This is a genomic window from Ulvibacter antarcticus (assembly GCF_003688405.1).
GTDB classification, from domain to species: Bacteria; Bacteroidota; Bacteroidia; order Flavobacteriales; family Flavobacteriaceae; genus Ulvibacter; species Ulvibacter antarcticus.
This window is the reverse complement of sequence record NZ_REFC01000014.1, coordinates 133,272-151,568: the sequence shown is the minus strand read 5'-3', so window position 1 is coordinate 151,568 and position 18,297 is coordinate 133,272. Positions and strand designations below refer to the sequence as shown.

15 protein-coding genes are annotated in these 18,297 nt (G+C 36.5%); 11 read left to right on the top strand and 4 right to left on the bottom strand.

Translation table 11 applies throughout. The annotated features are described in order from the left end of the window. Positions 1-180 precede the first annotated feature (180 nt). From BXY75_RS12395 to BXY75_RS12370, 6 genes are all read left to right on the top strand, one after another. A complete protein-coding gene (locus tag BXY75_RS12395; RefSeq protein ID WP_121908080.1) occupies positions 181-2,415 on the top strand; it encodes a polyribonucleotide nucleotidyltransferase in 2,235 nt (744 codons plus the stop codon). A 144-nt stretch (positions 2,416-2,559) separates the two neighbouring features. Beyond that, positions 2,560-5,271, top strand: a complete 2,712-nt coding sequence (locus BXY75_RS12390; RefSeq protein ID WP_121908079.1) for an ATP-binding protein — start codon at positions 2,560-2,562, stop codon at positions 5,269-5,271. A gap of 102 nt (positions 5,272-5,373) precedes the next feature. Continuing rightward, the gene (locus tag BXY75_RS12385) at positions 5,374-6,402 is read left to right on the top strand and encodes a hypothetical protein (RefSeq protein WP_147437279.1); all 1,029 of its coding nucleotides are present in this window, start codon (positions 5,374-5,376) and stop codon (positions 6,400-6,402) included. A gap of 11 nt (positions 6,403-6,413) precedes the next feature. Continuing rightward, the gene (locus tag BXY75_RS12380) at positions 6,414-6,998 is read left to right on the top strand and encodes a DUF1566 domain-containing protein (RefSeq protein ID WP_121908077.1); all 585 of its coding nucleotides are present in this window, start codon (positions 6,414-6,416) and stop codon (positions 6,996-6,998) included. A 31-nt stretch (positions 6,999-7,029) separates the two neighbouring features. Continuing rightward, positions 7,030-7,584, top strand: coding sequence for an RNA polymerase sigma factor (locus BXY75_RS12375; RefSeq protein WP_121908076.1), 555 nt, complete (start codon positions 7,030-7,032; stop codon positions 7,582-7,584). Continuing rightward, complete coding sequence (locus BXY75_RS12370) at positions 7,581-8,300, top strand: hypothetical protein (protein WP_121908075.1); 720 nt, start codon at positions 7,581-7,583, stop codon at positions 8,298-8,300. The genes BXY75_RS12375 and BXY75_RS12370 overlap by 4 nt, the downstream gene beginning before the upstream one ends. Before the next feature lie 87 nt (positions 8,301-8,387). On the opposite strand, the gene BXY75_RS17330 is transcribed toward BXY75_RS12370, so the two are convergent. Then, positions 8,388-8,519: a hypothetical protein gene (locus tag BXY75_RS17330; protein ID WP_262697292.1), complete on the bottom strand. Its 132-nt coding sequence runs from the start codon at positions 8,517-8,519 to the stop codon at positions 8,388-8,390. 353 nt (positions 8,520-8,872) lie between these two features. On the opposite strand from BXY75_RS17330, the gene BXY75_RS12365 reads away from it, so the two are divergent. From BXY75_RS12365 to BXY75_RS12350, 4 genes are all read left to right on the top strand, one after another. After that, complete coding sequence (locus tag BXY75_RS12365) at positions 8,873-9,736, top strand: sigma-70 family RNA polymerase sigma factor (RefSeq protein ID WP_121908074.1); 864 nt, start codon at positions 8,873-8,875, stop codon at positions 9,734-9,736. A gap of 568 nt (positions 9,737-10,304) precedes the next feature. Then, positions 10,305-10,709, top strand: a complete 405-nt coding sequence (locus BXY75_RS12360) for a BLUF domain-containing protein (protein WP_121908073.1) — start codon at positions 10,305-10,307, stop codon at positions 10,707-10,709. Further along, positions 10,706-11,365, top strand: coding sequence for a ribulose-phosphate 3-epimerase (rpe, locus tag BXY75_RS12355; RefSeq protein WP_121908072.1), 660 nt, complete (start codon positions 10,706-10,708; stop codon positions 11,363-11,365). The genes BXY75_RS12360 and rpe overlap by 4 nt, the downstream gene beginning before the upstream one ends. A 48-nt stretch (positions 11,366-11,413) precedes the next feature. Further along, on the top strand, positions 11,414-12,379 hold the full coding sequence (locus BXY75_RS12350; protein ID WP_121908071.1) for a YpdA family putative bacillithiol disulfide reductase: 966 nt from the start codon (positions 11,414-11,416) through the stop codon (positions 12,377-12,379). Between the two features lie 41 nt (positions 12,380-12,420). Here the strand turns inward: BXY75_RS12350 and BXY75_RS12345 are convergent, their stop codons facing one another. From BXY75_RS12345 to BXY75_RS12335, 3 genes are all read right to left on the bottom strand, one after another. Further along, the gene (locus tag BXY75_RS12345; protein ID WP_121908070.1) at positions 12,421-13,257 is read right to left on the bottom strand and encodes a zinc-dependent peptidase; all 837 of its coding nucleotides are present in this window, start codon (positions 13,255-13,257) and stop codon (positions 12,421-12,423) included. A gap of 243 nt (positions 13,258-13,500) precedes the next feature. Beyond that, complete coding sequence (locus BXY75_RS12340; protein ID WP_121908069.1) at positions 13,501-14,211, bottom strand: Bax inhibitor-1/YccA family protein; 711 nt, start codon at positions 14,209-14,211, stop codon at positions 13,501-13,503. A 63-nt stretch (positions 14,212-14,274) separates the two neighbouring features. Continuing rightward, a complete protein-coding gene (locus BXY75_RS12335; protein WP_121908068.1) occupies positions 14,275-14,805 on the bottom strand; it encodes a hypothetical protein in 531 nt (176 codons plus the stop codon). A gap of 285 nt (positions 14,806-15,090) precedes the next feature. Between BXY75_RS12335 and BXY75_RS12330 the strand changes: the two genes are divergently transcribed. After that, positions 15,091-18,297, top strand: coding sequence for a SusC/RagA family TonB-linked outer membrane protein (locus tag BXY75_RS12330; RefSeq protein ID WP_245962968.1), 3,207 nt, complete (start codon positions 15,091-15,093; stop codon positions 18,295-18,297).

Sequence of the window (18,297 nt, the reverse complement as noted above, 5' to 3'; positions counted from 1 at the left end):
TCGAATTTTGAAAACTGTTAGTTTATCACATAGAAAAGCTACCCTTAGGTTTTTCATTGGTCAACCACAACAACACAACAACACTGCGGCTGACAACCAGCCGTTGACCAATTTATTAATGTACACCTCCGCTTATGCTGAAAAGGCAAGAGCTTCGGAGTACTAAAGAAAAACAAAATAATGATACCTAAAGTATTTAGAGAGGTCATTGACCTTGGTGATGGTAGAGAGATCTCTATCGAAACCGGAAAACTAGCAAAACAAGCCCACGGGTCTGTTGTTGTTCAATCAGGAAAATGTATGATGCTTTGTACAGTAGTTTCTAACTACGAGCAAAAAGATCTACCATTCTTACCTTTAACGGTAGACTACCGTGAAAAATTTGCCGCAGCTGGTCGTTACCCAGGTGGATTCTTTAAAAGAGAAGCAAGGCCAAGTGATGGCGAAGTATTAACGATGCGTTTAGTGGATCGTGTATTACGTCCATTATTCCCGAAAAATTACAGCGCAGAAACGCAGGTAATGATTCAGTTAATGTCTCATGATGAAGATGTAATGCCAGATGCTATGGCAGGTCTTGCCGCTTCTGCAGCAATCCAATTATCAGATTTCCCATTTGAATGTGCTATCTCTGAAGCGAGAGTAGGACGTGTAAATGGTGAGTTTGTAATCAATCCAACTAGAGCACAGCTTGAAGAATCTGACATCGATATGATGATTGGTGCTTCTGCAGATTCTGTAATGATGGTAGAAGGTGAGATGGACGAGATTTCTGAAGAAGAAATGATAGAAGCAATTAAGTTTGCTCACGAAGCGATTAAACTTCAAATTGATGCACAACACCGTTTGGCTGACGCCTTTGGAAGAAAAGAAGTACGTGAGTACGAAGAAGCTCCTGATAATGAGGAGTTAGTGAAGAAAGTACACGACATGGCGTATGATAAAGTATATGCAGTTGCAAAAGCTGGATCTACTAAACAAGAACGCACTTTGGCATTTGCCAACATCAAAGAAGAAGTAAAAGCATCGTTCTCTGAAGAAGAATTAGAAGAATATGGCGGTTTAGTCTCAGACTATTACCGTAAAGCTGAAAAAGCTGCTGTTCGTGACCTAACGGTTAATGAAGGCTTACGTCTAGACGGTCGTAAGACAGACGAAGTACGTGATATCTGGTGTGAGGTAGATTACTTACCATCGGTTCACGGTTCTGCTGTATTTACGCGTGGGGAAACTCAAGCACTGGCAACAGTAACTCTGGGAACTTCTAGAGATGCTAATAAAATAGATATGCCATCATTTGAAGGAGAAGAGAACTTCTACCTTCATTATAACTTCCCTCCTTTCTGTACAGGTGAAGCAAGACCTATTCGTGGAACCTCTCGTAGAGAAGTTGGTCACGGTAACTTGGCACAACGTGGTCTTAAAGGAATGGTACCAGACGATTGTCCTTATACAGTACGTGTAGTTAGTGAAGTATTAGAATCTAACGGTTCTTCTTCTATGGCAACAGTTTGTGCTGCTACTATGGCATTGATGGATGCAGGTATCCAAATGAAGAAGCCAGTTTCTGGTATCGCAATGGGACTTATATCTGATGGGGCTACTGGAAAGTTTGCAGTATTGTCTGATATTCTTGGTGATGAAGATTATTTAGGAGATATGGACTTTAAAGTAACTGGAACAGCAGACGGTATTACCGCGTGCCAAATGGACATTAAAGTAAAAGGATTACGCTACGAGATTCTAGTAGCTGCATTAAACCAAGCAAGAGATGGTCGTTTGCACATTCTTGGAAAATTGACAGATGCGATTGCAGCTCCAAGAGCGGACGTAAAAGACTACGCTCCAAAAATGGTAACTGTACGTATTCCTAACGATTTCATAGGTGCGTTAATTGGACCAGGAGGAAAAGTGATACAGGAACTTCAGAAAGAAACCGGATGTACTATCGTTATTAACGAAGATCCAGTGACTGAAGAAGGAATTGTAGAAATCTTAGGAACAGGACAAGAAGGAATTGACGCTGTATTAGCGAAGATTGATTCTATTACCTTTAAGCCAGAAGTAGGATCGGTATACGAAGTAAAAGTAATCAAGATGTTAGATTTTGGAGCTGTTGTTGAATATATGGATGCTCCCGGAAACGAAGTTTTATTGCACGTTTCTGAATTAGCATGGGAACGAACTGAAAACGTAAGCGATGTTGTAAACATGGGCGATGTGTTTGATGTGAAATACTTTGGGGTGGATTCAAGAACCCGTAAAGATAAAGTTTCAAGAAAAGCGTTATTACCAAAACCGGAAGGTTATGTAGAAAGACCACCACGCGATGATAAAAGAAGCGGTGGAAGAGATAATCGTGGACGCGATAATCGTGGACGTGATAATCGCGATAGAGATAGAAAAAGAGACTAAATAATATTAGTTGATAAAGATCAAGCCTCCTCAATAGGGAGGCTTTTTTATGATATAAATACATGAAAATTAGGAAAATGTAAAAAATATTGTATCTTCGTTTTTTGAAGGAAAATTCCTTCATAAAGTCTAGCCCCAAGCCTGATGAGTACACTTATAAATCGTTTTTTCTCACAAAACGCACCTACAATTGAAAAATCAAACCTGATTATTTCGGGTAGTGATTCTATTCTTGATTATTTTATTAATAAGGGATCCTCGTGCAAGAAGTTTAATGATCTTGCTCAAAAAGTAAGACAATATCAATTTCCTGAACAAGATTTCAAGTCGAATCTAGCTGATATCTACCTGTATCTGGAAATAGAAGACTATTTAATCTATCATGATCCACGATGTATTACTTCCAAAGTAGCACTTAGGAAAGAAATCACCATTAATTTTTCTGACATAGCTTCAAAGGAGGCTTTTCGTCCGCTTTTTGAAACTGGAAGAAATCAAGAAATTATTCTAGGGCACTTTTTTATTAGCTATATCCTGCAATCATTTCAGGCATTAGAGAAATCAAATAAACTGGCAAGCCGTTGGTTGGGATCGATCAACTCAACACCACCTATCTTGAAGAATTTAGATTTGGTTGGACAAATAAACAGTTTTAGGAAATTAAAAGAAAACCTGCACAAAATTTATGTAGAATTTCTTAATTCCTTCGGAAAAGAGTTTTCTGATGCTATTTTCTACAATGCGCTTAAGGATTTTAATTTCAACTATCATCGATTAGAGTCGAAGAATACTTTGAAAGAAATGATTCCGCAAGGCTTTTTTGAAGTAGAAAGTATTCCTGTTAAAAATGGCTCTGAAAGCCCTGAAATAAAAGTACATATAGATACGAAGAAAGCCGTTGCAATTGATAATAATTCTGTTCTTGAATACATTCTGGATGGTTATATTCTCATTAACCAAGAGGGAAATGTAATTGACAACAATAGCAATGCGCTTCAGATCTTTGGACTTCAGAAGGAAGCACTAAAAAACAAATCAATTTTTGACTTACTTTCAGAAGAAATTGCCATACAATTGAGAAAGGATCTTTTCAATCCCGACCCTGCAATTCCGAAGAACATAATAGGTACCCGACTTGAAACTGAACTCCAGAAATCAAATGGAATAACAGACGACTATGAAATAGCAATTACAAATAACTATTCATCACCTCAAGACACCTATAGTATTTTTCTAAAAAATATCACCAATAAAAAAGACACCTTAAAATCTGTCAGAGAAGCGAAAATCAATGCGGAGCGCATGGCGAAGGCAAAATCTACCTTTCTCTCAAATATGAGTCATGAGATTAGAACCCCTTTGAATGTAATTCTAGGACTTTCAGAAATCATTACAAAAAGTGATCATAAAAATGAATCCCTCTTACGTAAAAATGTAGATGGGATTAATTTCTCTGCCAAAAGTTTACTTTCAATTGTAAACGATATACTGGACTTCTCTAAAATTGAAGCCGGAAAATTAACGCTACAAGCTATTGATTTTAACCTTAGAGATGTTGTTGAAAATTTAGCCAATGGTTTTGAGATCAAAGCCAAAGAGAAAGGTTTGAAGTTGGAGGCATTTATGGACAAAGACATCCCTGATATTGTTATTGGTGACCAATACCGTCTCAACCAAATCCTAACCAATCTTATTGGGAATTCAATTAAATTTACACAAGAAGGTCAAATTACTATCAATATCTTAAAAGTTGCAGAAGACGATAGCGCTATTACGCTTAATTTCCAGGTAAAGGATACTGGAATTGGTATCCCCGAAGATAAACTAGAAAATATATTCGACAGTTTCTATCAGGTCGAAAATCCTGAAAATTCAAAGATTACCGGAACAGGGCTAGGACTCGCTATTACCAAAGAACTTATTTATCTTCAAGAAGGGACTTTAGATGCCAGCAGCGAAGTTGGTGTAGGTTCTGTTTTTGAATTTTCAATTCCGTTAAAAAAGAGTAAGCTTAAAAAAATTACAAATACCGTTAAATATAGCGGAGAACTTGATCTCAAATTAAATAATCTTAGAGTACTTGTAGCTGAAGATAATCAGATGAATCAATTCTACATTAAGCAATTGCTAAATGGGCTCAATGTGGAAGTTGATATAGCTGAAAATGGGCAGGAAGCCGTAGAGATATTCAAAAATTCAAAAACCGATTACGACATTGTATTTATGGATATGCACATGCCTGTTATGAACGGTCTTGAAGCAATATCAATTATTCGAAAATCTAATAAAAATTCTAGAAAAAAGATTCCAATTGTAGCTTGTTCTGCCGATGTTTTCCCGGAAGCACGAAAAAATGCAATAAAAGCAGGAATCGATTTTTATTTAACTAAGCCTTTAAACGAAGATGCAGTAAAAGAAGTATTGTTTTGGCTTATTTCGGATGAAGATTTTAATCCAAATACTCCTTCAAATACAACAGGCCAAGATGTTGTTGGTGCTAAGAGCAGCACTATTGATATCAACATGTTGCTGGAAACCTTCGATAATGATGAAGAATTTATTATTTCTCTCTTAGAGGTATTTATAAAGGAAACCCCCGAAGATTACAAGAGCTTACGTTCTTGCATGGAACGCGAGTACTATTCGCGTGCCAGCTCTTTAGCGCACAAAATGAAATCCAGTTTTATGAATCTGGGGATGACCTTATTAGGGCATCATTTGCAGCAAATTGAAAGCAATACAATTAAAAATGAAGGGTTGAATGATGCTAAAAAACATATGACTGCCTTTAACAGTCTATACACCAAAGCCCTTCTCGAAATCAATATCATCTTAATTGAATTAAGGCAACATTAGTCCCTTAAAGCAGATTACATATTCAAGTCTAAATAAAATCATCAATTCTTAAGTTTATACGCAACCTTTTTTCTTTTATCAGACTATAAAGAAAAGATTGCTATGAAGAAGAATTGCATTTTATTATTGTCTCTCATCATGTCCCTGTTTTATTCTTGCTCCGACGAAGCTGTAGGAACCATGAATATCAACAGGGACATTGTTGATGAGGAACTTTATGATTTTCTAGGCAGGGTTTCGGGAACAGATTCCGATGAGCCCATAGATTGCATCGAGTTTAACTATCCCTTCGCGCTTTTTGTTTTTGATGAAAATCTGGAATTTATCGAAGCCTTACCCATGACAGGAAATTCTATGTTTAGTGATTTTCTGGGAACGTTAGATGAAAATTATTCCATTAGTCTAAGTTATCCAATCGCCGGTACGCTTGATAATGGCAATCTAGTCGACATCAATAACAATCAAGAGCTAAAAGAGGCTATTGATGTATGCAACAAGGAGTCTCACAGAAGACGCTGTAACAATACACTCACCGAATGCATTTGGGAAGTAAATTATCTTTCGGGGACGCCTTCTGCTTATGATGGCGCCTATTTTAATATCAATCGCCTGGGCATAGTAGAATTTCACTATCAAAACACAATTACTTTTGGCACTTGGGTCACTTTATATATTGGTGATGATCTTTTTCTGAATATCGACTTGTTCGATAATCCCAACATAGAAGATGATTGGGATCTCAATTGGGTTGTAAATCTTCTCACAGATCAACAAATCAATATCTCTAATAATTCATCTGAATTTTTAATGCAAAAAAATTGTTCGATTGTATGTTCTTCGGAAGGGATCACGAGTTGTGAAGATGAAATCAACCCCGGCTTCGCCAACTTTAACTTTTCAAAAAATATACATTGCATTGGCGTACCGCAAAATCACGACACGGTATCGGCGCTGTCCTATAGCTTTTATGAAACTGAAGCAGACGCTGAACAAGGAATTAATGCTATTTCGTATTCTAATTATACCAATATAACCAATCCGCAAACTATATTCACCAGAATTGAATATACCCAAGGTGGGGAAATCTTAGTAATTTTCAACCTTACTATTGAAGCTATCAACTGCAAATAAATATCCCAATTATGAAAAGAATACTTTTAATTTTAATGATGATTTCCATCTCCTTTTCTTGTGATAAGAAGGAGGATGATGCTCCCACAGAGGTACTCACTTTTGAAATTGGTGACAATCATGAAGGAGGTATAATTTTCTATCTGGATGCTAGCAGCATGCATGGTTTAATTGCTTCGGAAGAAGACCAAGAAGATGCCGTATGGGGTTGCTTAGGCAACACAACTCCTATTTCTCAAGATACATCTATTGGCTCAGGAAGTGACAACACAGCGGCGATTGTAGCTGCTTGCTCTCAAGATAATATTGCTGCTAAGATCTGCGCAGCATTATCCCTTAACGGTTATGACGATTGGTTTTTACCTTCGTCAGATGAATTGGAACAGTTATATTTACATCGGGATGTCGTTGGTGGGTTCGACGAATCGTATGGATCGGTCTATATAAGTTCGTCTGAATTTTTTCCAGTTGGAACCGGACAACATTTAAATTGTTGGGTACATGACTTCGGAACCACCCCAGTTATACCAGCTAGCAGGAAACTGAATTCAAACAAAGACAACCCATTTCATATACGTGCGGTGCGGGCTTTTTAAAAAGGAGAATTATTTTTAACCATCATAATTATTGACTCTTAACGAATTAATAAAAAACTGTAAAAAAAATAACCGGGAAGCTCAAAGCGAGTTATTCAGGAGGTATAAAGATGCCTTGTTTTTAGTATCGCTCAAATATTGTAGAAATGTAGTTGAGGCGGAAGATAATTTGCACGATGCGTTTATTACCATCTTTCAAAAGATAAAAACCTATAAAAATAAGGGTTCTTTCGAAGGCTGGATGAAACGTATTACCATTTACAAAGCCATAGATAGTTATAAGGCAAACCGCCATATCCCTATTGAAATAAAAAATGATCTGCTGGAAGATGATACCACGGTACTATCAAAATGGGTCGATCTACCTTTGGATGCGCTATTAGGTTTAATTCAGGAATTACCCGATCAGTATCGGTTGGTCTTTAGCTTGTATCAACTCGACGGATTTTCACATAAGGAAGTGGCGGCAATGTTGCAGATTTCAGAAGGCACTTCCAAATCCAATTATCATAGAGCAAAACAGCTTTTGCGAACCAGAATCACAGATATAAATAGTACAAGCCAAATAAAAGCCACGGAAAAATGAAAAATAGGGAAGACATAGGAGCGCTTTTTGAAGCAAGATTGCAGGACAAGAGTAAGAGTCCGAGGCTGGAAGTATGGGAAAAGATCAATGAGACCTTAGACGCAGAAACAAAACGCAAGAAACGCCTCTTTTTCTGGTGGTTCTTCGGAAGTATTGCCACGATTACTATTCTTTTACTTACAACGCTAACAGTAACAAACACTTCATTATTTAATGCTTCGGAAAATGATTCTGAAGAAGAATTGAACATACAAAAGGAGTCTCCAATCGATATCACTTCGGAAGAAGCTACAGAATCTTCTCAAATGCTGGATGAAAATTCAACAAACAATAACGAATCTAATATAATGTTCACTTCTGAAGGAATTGAAGACACCGAATATTCCAAGGAAGATCAAGCAGCGATAAAAGAAGAAAAGAATAACAATACGGCCAACGAGAAAAAAAGAACAAAAATAGTCTCACACGGATCTAAAACTACCACCGACGAAGCTAATAAACTTCATTTTGAAGGGGAACACGAGATCATTTTTGACGACGGTTACGAAGTGGAAACTAACTACAGTTACTACAATAGTGAGACCAACGAAACCATTGTGACATCCGATAAAAAAGTGATTGATAGCCTGATTGCTGCAAGTAAGGCGGAGGCAAAAAAATCTGAAATTCCCGATACTAATACTGACAGTGAAAAGAGGAAGGACAGTTTAAATTAGAAAAAAGTCGTGTCCGACTGAGATTTGAGATCGCTGCGCTGTTAGATGTTAGACCGCTTTGCTCTTAGATGTTAGAACGCTGCGCTGTTAGACATAAGATGCATGATTTAAGACATTCTTACTTCGTGCTTCAAGCTTCCCACTTCCTTCATCGTGCCTCAAGCTTCCCACTTCCAACTTCCAACTTCCTACATCCCACTTCCCGCTTCCAACTTCCAACTTCCAACTTCCAACTTCTTATAATACATAATTTTCAAGTTTACCATTTTTCAAATTAGCGACTTGTATCAAATGCATTAGTGATAGTAGTGACAGCTTATAGCGAGCGGCGGTTGCCGAGCTATAACTACAACGGATAGCGCGACCCTACGGAATATAATGGAGTTGGGAAATGCCCAAATCTAATTCCAAATTCCAAATGCTCAATTCTCAATTCTCAATTCTCAGTATTAAATAAAGATCCTGTGGTTTAGAAAAGCAAGAAAAAACAAAAAAATTATCCCTTTCTGTAACCTTTACTTCTCATATTACGTATAACTATATAGCAACACAATTTAATACTCGATTCGTACATGAGACAGCTGAAAATTACAAAACAGGTAACTAACCGCGAAACTGCATCCTTAGACAAATACTTACAGGAAATTGGCAAGGTCGATTTAATTACTGCAGACGAAGAAGTGGAATTGGCACAACGCATTAAGGCGGGTGACCATCTCGCTTTAGAGAAATTAACAAAAGCAAATCTTCGTTTTGTTGTATCGGTAGCAAAGCAATATCAGAATCAAGGGCTAACTCTTCCCGATCTTATCAACGAAGGAAATTTAGGACTTATAAAAGCGGCACAGCGTTTTGACGAAACCCGTGGGTTTAAGTTTATTTCGTATGCTGTATGGTGGATTAGACAATCTATTTTACAAGCGCTGGCTGAGCAATCACGTATTGTTCGACTGCCATTGAATAAAATTGGAAGCATCAATAAGATTAATAAGATGTATGCTTTTCTGGAGCAGTCGAATGAGCGTCCGCCATCTGCCGAAGAAATTGCGCAGGAATTGGATATGACGATCAATGATGTGAAGGAATCTATGAAGAATTCCGGACGTCACGTCTCTATGGATGCGCCATTAGTGGAAGGGGAAGATTCAAATTTATACGATGTACTTCGTTCGGGCGAATCACCAAATCCGGACCGCGCCTTATTACATGAGTCATTGCGTACAGAAATAGAACGCGCTTTAGAGACGCTTACACCGAGAGAAGCTGATGTAGTAAGATTGTACTTTGGATTGGCCGATCAACACCCGATGACCCTTGAAGAAATTGGTGAAACCTTTGATCTTACCAGAGAAAGAGTTCGACAGATTAAAGAGAAAGCGATTAGAAGGTTAAAGCATACTTCTAGAAGTAGAATATTAATGACCTATTTAGGATAATTAGTTAAAGAATTTAGATTCCTGCTAAAGTTTCTTATATTGGGCACAACAGACTTTTAAAAAGTTTATATAAGATTCCCACTATCGTGGGAACAAAATAATAAGAATAAGATTCACGCTTGCGCGTGAATTATAAACGCAACAACAGTATTAGATGACCGCTTTGCGGTTATTAAGACTGTTCGTTTTTTGATTGATGAATGACCTCCGGCTGATTACCGGAGGTTTTTTCATTTTATGATTTAATTTTTTCCTTCGTGTAAAACTTTGTGTGCTTTGTGGTTTAAAAAATAGTTTGTGAACGCATTTCATCTTGAAGAGACCCCTCCGCCTTCGGCACCTCCCCTTAAAATAAGGGTAGGATCTTTTAGATTTCACTTCTTTGTGTCTTTCGTGAAAAACCTTGTGTGCTTTGTGGTTATAATTATCTATTCTAAGATCAAAGTCTTATATCTTTTGTCTAAAATCTAACATCTAAAAACTCCTTCATAGCTATCGAAATTTGATTTGAATAAATTTTTTCGCTCGAATTTTAACATTTTTGTATCTTGCTGTATATACGCAAAAGATGAATCACACTATTTGTTATGTAAGTAAGTTATCGGAAGGCTTTACCGACCAAGATGTTAATGAAGTTTTTGAAACAACACAATTAAATAACAATAAAGCGGGGATTACAGGAATTCTTCTATTCGGATTTGGAAATTTTTTCCAGGTGCTAGAAGGTGAAAAAAAACAAATTGAACGGCTTTTTGATGTTATTCTAGATGACCCAAGGCATCATAAAATCGAAACTTTGATACATCACGACATAGAATTTCCTATTTTTGCCAGCTATAGTTCGACGTTTAATGTTGTGAAAACAAAAACCGATTTAACTACTATAAAATCGTATCTGGATATTTTTAATGAAAAAACACCTTTTACAGATAAAATAACAAGACTTATTAATCCTTTTGTACACGCTCCATGAGTAAAACCTTAATTGCCCCGTCCATTTTAGCAGCCGATTTTGCCAATCTTCAACACGATATTGAAATGGTGAACCAAAGTGAAGCCGATTGGTTTCATCTTGATGTTATGGATGGAGTTTTTGTGCCAAATATTTCCTTCGGAATGCCCGTTATTAAAAGCATCTCCAAGCATGCGAAAAAAACGCTCGACGTACATTTAATGATTGTGAATCCGGATCAATACATAAAAACTTTTGCTGATCTGGGCGTTAATGTACTTACCGTACATTATGAAGCTTGTACACATTTGCACAGAACCTTGCAAGCGATTAAAGCTGAAGGAATGCAGGCGGGAGTTGCTTTGAATCCGCATACGAATGTGGACTTGCTTAAAGACACTATAAAAGATATTGATTTAGTGTGTTTAATGAGTGTGAATCCAGGCTTTGGAGGACAGAGTTTTATTGAAAACACCTTTGATAAGGTGCGACAATTAAAAGCCTTAATTAACGAAAAAGGGGCATCGACTAAAATTGAAATTGACGGTGGGGTGACCAATAAAAACGCTAAGCAACTTGCAGAGGCCGGAGCAGATGTATTGGTTGCTGGAAGTTACGTTTTTAAGGCAGATAATCCGACTGAGACAATTAAGGGGATGAAGGAGCTGCTTAAATAAAATCACTTCCGGGAACAGTAAGTCCTTACCTATTTCAATTCTTGTTATATGAACTCAATTAAAGATGTACTTATCATTGGCGCAGGACCCATTGGTATTGCTTGTGCGCTAGAGTGCAAAAAACATAATTGGGATTACGTGGTTCTAGAAAAAGGCGCGCTTACCAATTCACTTTTCAACTATCCTTTGAATATGACTTTTTTCTCTACTTCTGAAAAACTGGAGATTGATGAGATTCCGTTTATAAGCAGCAACCCAAAACCTAATAGGAATGAGGCCTTAGAATATTATAGGCGAGTGGCAACCGCCAATAAACTCAATATTAATTTATACGAGAAGGTTATTTCCGTGGAGAAGAAAGGTGATGTTTTTTCTGTCACTTCCGAAAAACAAGCGTACACGGCAAAGAAGGTTATTGTTTGTACCGGCTTTTACGACCTTCCTAAAATGCTCAATGTAGAAGGCGAACTACTTCCGAAGGTATTGCATTACTACAAAGAAGCGCATCCTTATAGCATGCAAATGGTAATTGTCGTTGGCGCGAGCAATTCTTCGGTAGATGCTGCGCTGGAAATATGGCGTAAAGGCGGCGATGTAACTATGGTGGTGCGAGGAGACAGTATAGGTGATCGTGTAAAATACTGGGTAAAACCGGATATTGAAAACAGGATAGCTGAAGGTAGCATCAAGGCTTTTTTTAATTCTGAAATTGTAAAAATCGAAGCAGACCGGGTGATCGTAAATACTTCAGAAGGGCAGAAAACAATTCCGAATGATTATGTGGTGGCGTTAACCGGTTACAAACCTAATTTCGAATTTTTGGAAGCCATGGGCGTGACTCTTTCCGAAGAAAATAAAAAACCCATTTACAATTCTGATACTATGGAATCTAATGTCGACGGACTTTATCTCGCAGGAGTAATTTGTGGAGGCACCGAAACTCATAAGTGGTTTATTGAGAATTCGAGAATTCATGCGAAGCAAATTTCAAAAGATATCGCGAGTAATTTATAACTCCGCTTATCAAAATTTTACCACTATTTCTCTTAAACAAACTAGTAGCCCGCAAAAGTGAAATTCAATAATTTTTGAGTGTGGCTATATAACTTCGGAAAATGACGTTTAAAGTCCATTGGAGATTCGATGAAGTATTCGGCCAGTACTGCCATAAATTCGTATTGATTAGTAAAGGCATAGGCTCTGAAATATCTTGTTTCATCGAGTTTATTCTTGACATTCTGATCGGTTAGTTGTACCAATATATTCTGAAACTGTTTCGCAAAACGAACGGCATCGATGTCTTTACTCTGTCTGGATTCAAGCTGCATGGCGTGCATAAACTCATGAATTCCTAAATTCATATTATCATCTGCTACTTTGTTGCCTTGTTCAAAATCCTTCCATGATAGCACTAAAGCTCTTTCGCGAGGGTTAAATTCACCCTTATGGTAATCGTCATTTATCGCACTGTAGAATTCCTTCGGATAGATGAGAATGAAATTGATAAGTGAATATTCGTAATTTTTTCTTCCGAAGCTAAGCATACAACCTGCGGAAGCTATGAGGACCTTCATGCGATCTGTGACCTCAAGATTTTCTCTGCCTATGAATTTCTTTTCGGCTATAAAAGTGGCAACTCTGTGTTGAAATTGTCGTTTATGTTTTTCTGAAAGTTTTTTATAAAACTCGAATTCCTTTTCAATAATATCCAATTGGACTTTTGGTAATTTCTTAAACACCCAATAATGACGAAATAGGGGTTTGTTATACTTTGAAGCATACCAATTTTCGAAAACTCTAAATAGGAATAATATAAATCCAAATAAGACTATTGCGTATGCATAAGGAGCCATCCATGCAATTTCCTGGTCTGGTTGTAGTAGTAGCATCATTTAGGTTTGGGATGGGTAATATAACAATTATTTTTTCATAACTAATATACCGTTGTAAACAAACGCTTTAACTAACAAAATAGTATATACAAATATGGTGTTTTAAGGTTTGCTGTCTGAAGTTCTAAACACTTTCAAATAAGAAACCACGAATGCACGAATAAGTAAGAGCTAAATATTCGCGCAGTCGTGGTTAAAGGTTTTATTTTATTTAAGATCCTTTTTAATGAGAACCTCATTGTTTTAATTCCTGTTTAGAATGCTTAAAATATACCAAAATAACAACATAAGTGAAGCAAACAAACCTAGTGAAGCAGCTACGTATTGATCTTCACTATATTTATGAACCATATTGGAAGTTTGATACAAAATAGATCCGGATGCAAGTAAAACCATACCAACACTAAACCATAAACCTAAATTAAATCCGAACAATACTCCGGCAATTATTAATCCTAACGCTACAAAGAATCCTATGGCCAGGATAGATTTTAAAAAGGAGAAGTCTTTTTTGGTAAGCAATACTATTGCCGACAAGCCTGAAAACAAGGAAAGTGTAAGAATTGCAGCTTGATTTAAAATTTCAAATCCGCCATCGCCTGCTACTACCATTGCCATCGCAATTAAGGGAATAAAGATAAAAGCTTCAGCAATCACATAAAGTAATAAAGCTAAGTACTGTTTGTTTCTATCATGACTGGATACCGCCATTTTTTCGGCATAACTGGTCACCAACATAAATCCGCCTAACATTACCAACCAAAGCCATCCTTCAGTTAAAGAAATTGCCAGTTTTAAAATTGCAGGGATTTGAAAGAAAATCATTTCAACCAACACAAACAAAAGTACGGCAAACGCCAGATGCGTATAGGTCTTTCTATAAAAGGCTGCTTTTTGGTCTATCGATAATTCTTTAATTAACAAGTTTTGATTCTGCTGTTGTATTTCTTCCATAAAAATTAAGTTTTTGGTTTAATATATAACTATTGGACATTGTTGCTCTAACAATAAGCAAGCCTATTTTGAACTATCACCTTTAAAATGTTGTGACTGGCTTTTAAACAACACGTTAAATGTTGTGAGACTTCCATAACATCTTGTAATGTATTGTTGAAGGTCTATCTTGTCCTGTTCATCCATTTTCTTATTAGCATTAATTTTTTGTTCCATGACTCTAAGACGATCCCTTAACATGACTATTTTGTGAAAAAAGGTATCTATAGGAATTTCTTTATCAGATAGACTGGTATCTTTTGGTTGTAAAATAATCTTTCCACCTTTCCATTTATCGGCTAGCGGTACAATTTCACTAACATCACTCCATTTTTTTAAAATGTCCTTTAAACTTTTCTCTACTTCATAAAAGCTAATCGTATCCACATCATCATCGGTGGCTTCAATAACTTCAAATTCTGCATCGATTGAGATTGTTTCTAAGCCATTTTCTATAAATGTCACCCAATATAAGGTAGAAGTTACATTAGTAACTACCCCTTTTCCGTATTCAGAATGGTTAATTCTGGATCCGATCCCTAAAATTTTGGCCATATTTTGTTAAATTTTTATTGACTGTAAAAATAATAGTTTTTGTGTTTCAGGGCTCATATTAACTAATAATTAAGTAATTAGATTAGTAGCGCTCTAATTTTGAATGAAATATGGCGGAATTTCCCAATTTTTTATGAAATGCCACAAGTAATATTACATAAATGTTATCGTTACGTTAAAGCAGAGATAATAAAAAATTAAAAATCGAAGTGAAAAACAATAAAGAAATCAATATCTTTGCACATCTTAACAAATAAACAAAATATGAGACAAAATTTTAAACTTATGCTAGTTTTGCTAGCTGTCTTCTTTGCGCAGACTTCATTTGCACAGGAAAAACAGTTATCAGGTACTGTAACGGATGGCTCCGGAGTACCACTTCTTGGGGTAAACATTATTATTAAAGGCACCTCACAAGGAACTCAAACCGACTTTGATGGTAATTATGCTCTTGAAGCTTCGGAAGGACAAACTTTAGTATTTAGCTATGTTGGCTATTCTGAAAATGAACAAATCGTTGGAACAAGTAACACTCTTAATGTAACACTTCTTGAAGGAGAAGCGTTAAACGAGGTGGTAGTAACGGCTCTTGGTATATCCAGAGAGAAAAGATCTCTTGGTTATTCTACTCAGGAACTACAAGCTGAAGACATTGCAACAAACAAAAGTGGAAACCTTACTAATGCTTTATCTGGTAAAGTATCAGGTTTACAGATTAAAAGAAACACTAACTTTGGTGGATCTACAAATGCTGTAATTAGAGGTAATACATCTTTAACTGGTAGTAACCAAGCGTTATTCGTAATCGATGGTGTGCCAATTAATAATACAAACACAAATAGTACCGGTCAGAACAATGCAAGTGGTAATTACTATGATTATGGTAATGCTGCATCAGACATTAATCCTGATGACATTGAGTCTATAAATGTTCTTAAAGGTGCTGCTGCATCTGCACTATATGGATCTCGTGCTGCAAATGGAGTGATAATGATCACTACTAAGAAAGGACAAAGATCAAAAGGTGCTGGTATCTCACTTAACACGGGGGTAAATATTGGATTCGTTGACAAAAGCACTTTTGCTGATTATCAGAACCAATATGGTGCTGGTTATGGACACTATTATGGTGGACCTGATGGATATTGGTATGATGACAACATCAACAATGATGGTGGTCTTGTAGTACCTTATACTGAAGATGCTTCCTATGGTGCTCCTTTCGATTCAAACTTATTGGTATACCAATGGGATTCATTCGATCCGGACCTTCCAAACTATAAAACTAAAACTCCTTGGAGAGCAGCAGACAATGGTCCTGTAGATTTCTTTGAAACTCCTATTACTCTTACAAACTCTATCGCATTCGATAAGAGCTTTGAAGAAGGATCTTTTAGATTATCTTACACTAAGTTAGACCAGTCAGGTTTAATGCCAAATAGTGAAATCAACAAGCATAATTTCAACTTAAGTGGTGTTATCAATGTAACTGACAGATTAACTGCAACTGGATTAGCTAACTACATCAAAACTGATGGATTAGGACGTAACTCTACTGGTTATAGTGATAACATTATAAGTAACTTTAAGCAATGGTGGCAAACTAACGTTGACATTGACCAACAAAGAGATGCTTATTTCTCAACTAGAAGAAACATTACTTGGAACCCAGGATCTAGTGACGCTGGATCTGCTCCTATCTTCTGGGATAACCCTTACTGGACACGATATGAGAATTTCCAAAATGACGAAAGAAATCGTTTTATTGGTCACTTCTCTTTGAATTATGAGTTTGCTGATTGGGTAAATGCAACCGCAAGAGTTGCAACAGATACTTACAGTGAAATTCAAGAAGAGCGTAGAGCTGTTGGTTCTGTACCTACATCTTTTGGTGTAACACGTGGAAATGTAGATTCTGGATATTTAAGAAGAAATATCTCGAATACTGAAACTAACTACGATTTAATGTTAAACTTTAATACCGATATTTCTGATAATATCAACTTGTCCGGTATCTTAGGAACAAACATTAGAAGACAAGAGTTCCAATCTATTACTGCTTCTACTTCAGGTGGATTAGTAGTTCCAGGACTTTATTCTTTACAGAATTCAAGTGACCCACTTCCAAACCCGGTTGAAAGAGCGGAGAAAATTGGAGTAGATGGTATCTATGCAAGTGCTTCTTTAGGATTTAGTAATACTTTATTTATCGATGGTACAGTAAGAAGAGATCACTCTTCTACACTACCTACAGATGAAAGTGTTTATTACTACCCTTCTATATCGTCAAGTTTTGTGTTTAGCAAATTATTAAATGTAGATGCAATCTCTTTTGGTAAATTAAGAGCAAACTATGCTGAAGTTGGTAATGATGCTCCATTTGACTTCTTATATGACACTTATGTTATTAACGCCGACGTTGGAACATCTGTAGCAAACTCTTCTAAAAATCCAAACTTAAGATCTGAAAGAACAAAAAGTTTTGAAGCTGGTTTGGAAATGAAATTTGCAAACAGCCGAATTGGTTTTGATGCAGCATACTACAAAACAAACTCTATCGATCAAATTGTAAGAGTTCCTGTTACTACTGCTACTGGTTCTTCTAGTAAGATTCTTAACGCAGGGGAAATTGAAAACAAAGGTATTGAGCTATCTGCATACTTTATTCCTATTAAAAACGATAACTTTAATTGGAAATTAAGTGCAAACTGGACACAAAATAAGAATGAAGTTCTTTCTTTAGCTGAAGGTATTGAAACATTACAATTAGGTTCATTCCAAGGTGGTGTTACAATCAATGCTCAAGTTGGTCAGCCTTATGGTGTGATTTTCGGTACAGATTATACTTACCTTAATGGACAGCCAATTATTGATCCTGCTAATGGACAATACATCGCTACTGGAACTTCTAATAATATTATTGGTGATACGAATCCTGATTGGTTAATGGGTATTTCAAACTCATTCAACTATAAGAACCTAACATTTAGTTTCTTAGTTGACATTCAACAAGGAGGAAGTATTTTCTCATTAGATCAATATTATGGTCAAGCTACAGGTCTTTATGCTGAAACAGCATTTACTAACGATCTTGGAAATCCTGTGAGAAATACATTAGCCGATGGTGGTGGATTTATCAATGAAGGTGTAAATCCTGATGGTTCAACTAACACTGCTAGAATTCAAGCGGACCGTTTTGGTGCATTTGGATATAGAAGAGGATTACCTAACGCTGCATTCGTTTACGATGCAAGTTATGTGAAACTAAGAGAAGTTGCACTTCAGTACAATCTTCCTGCTAAATTCCTTTCCAATACGTTTATGACTGGTCTTACATTTACTGTAACCGGAAACAACCTTTGGATCATCAGCAAAGATTTACCTCATGCAGATCCTGAGTCTGGATTATCTTCTGGTAACCTACAAGGTTATTCAACTGGATCACTTCCATCAACTCAAGATTATGGGTTCAATATTAAAGCACAATTTTAA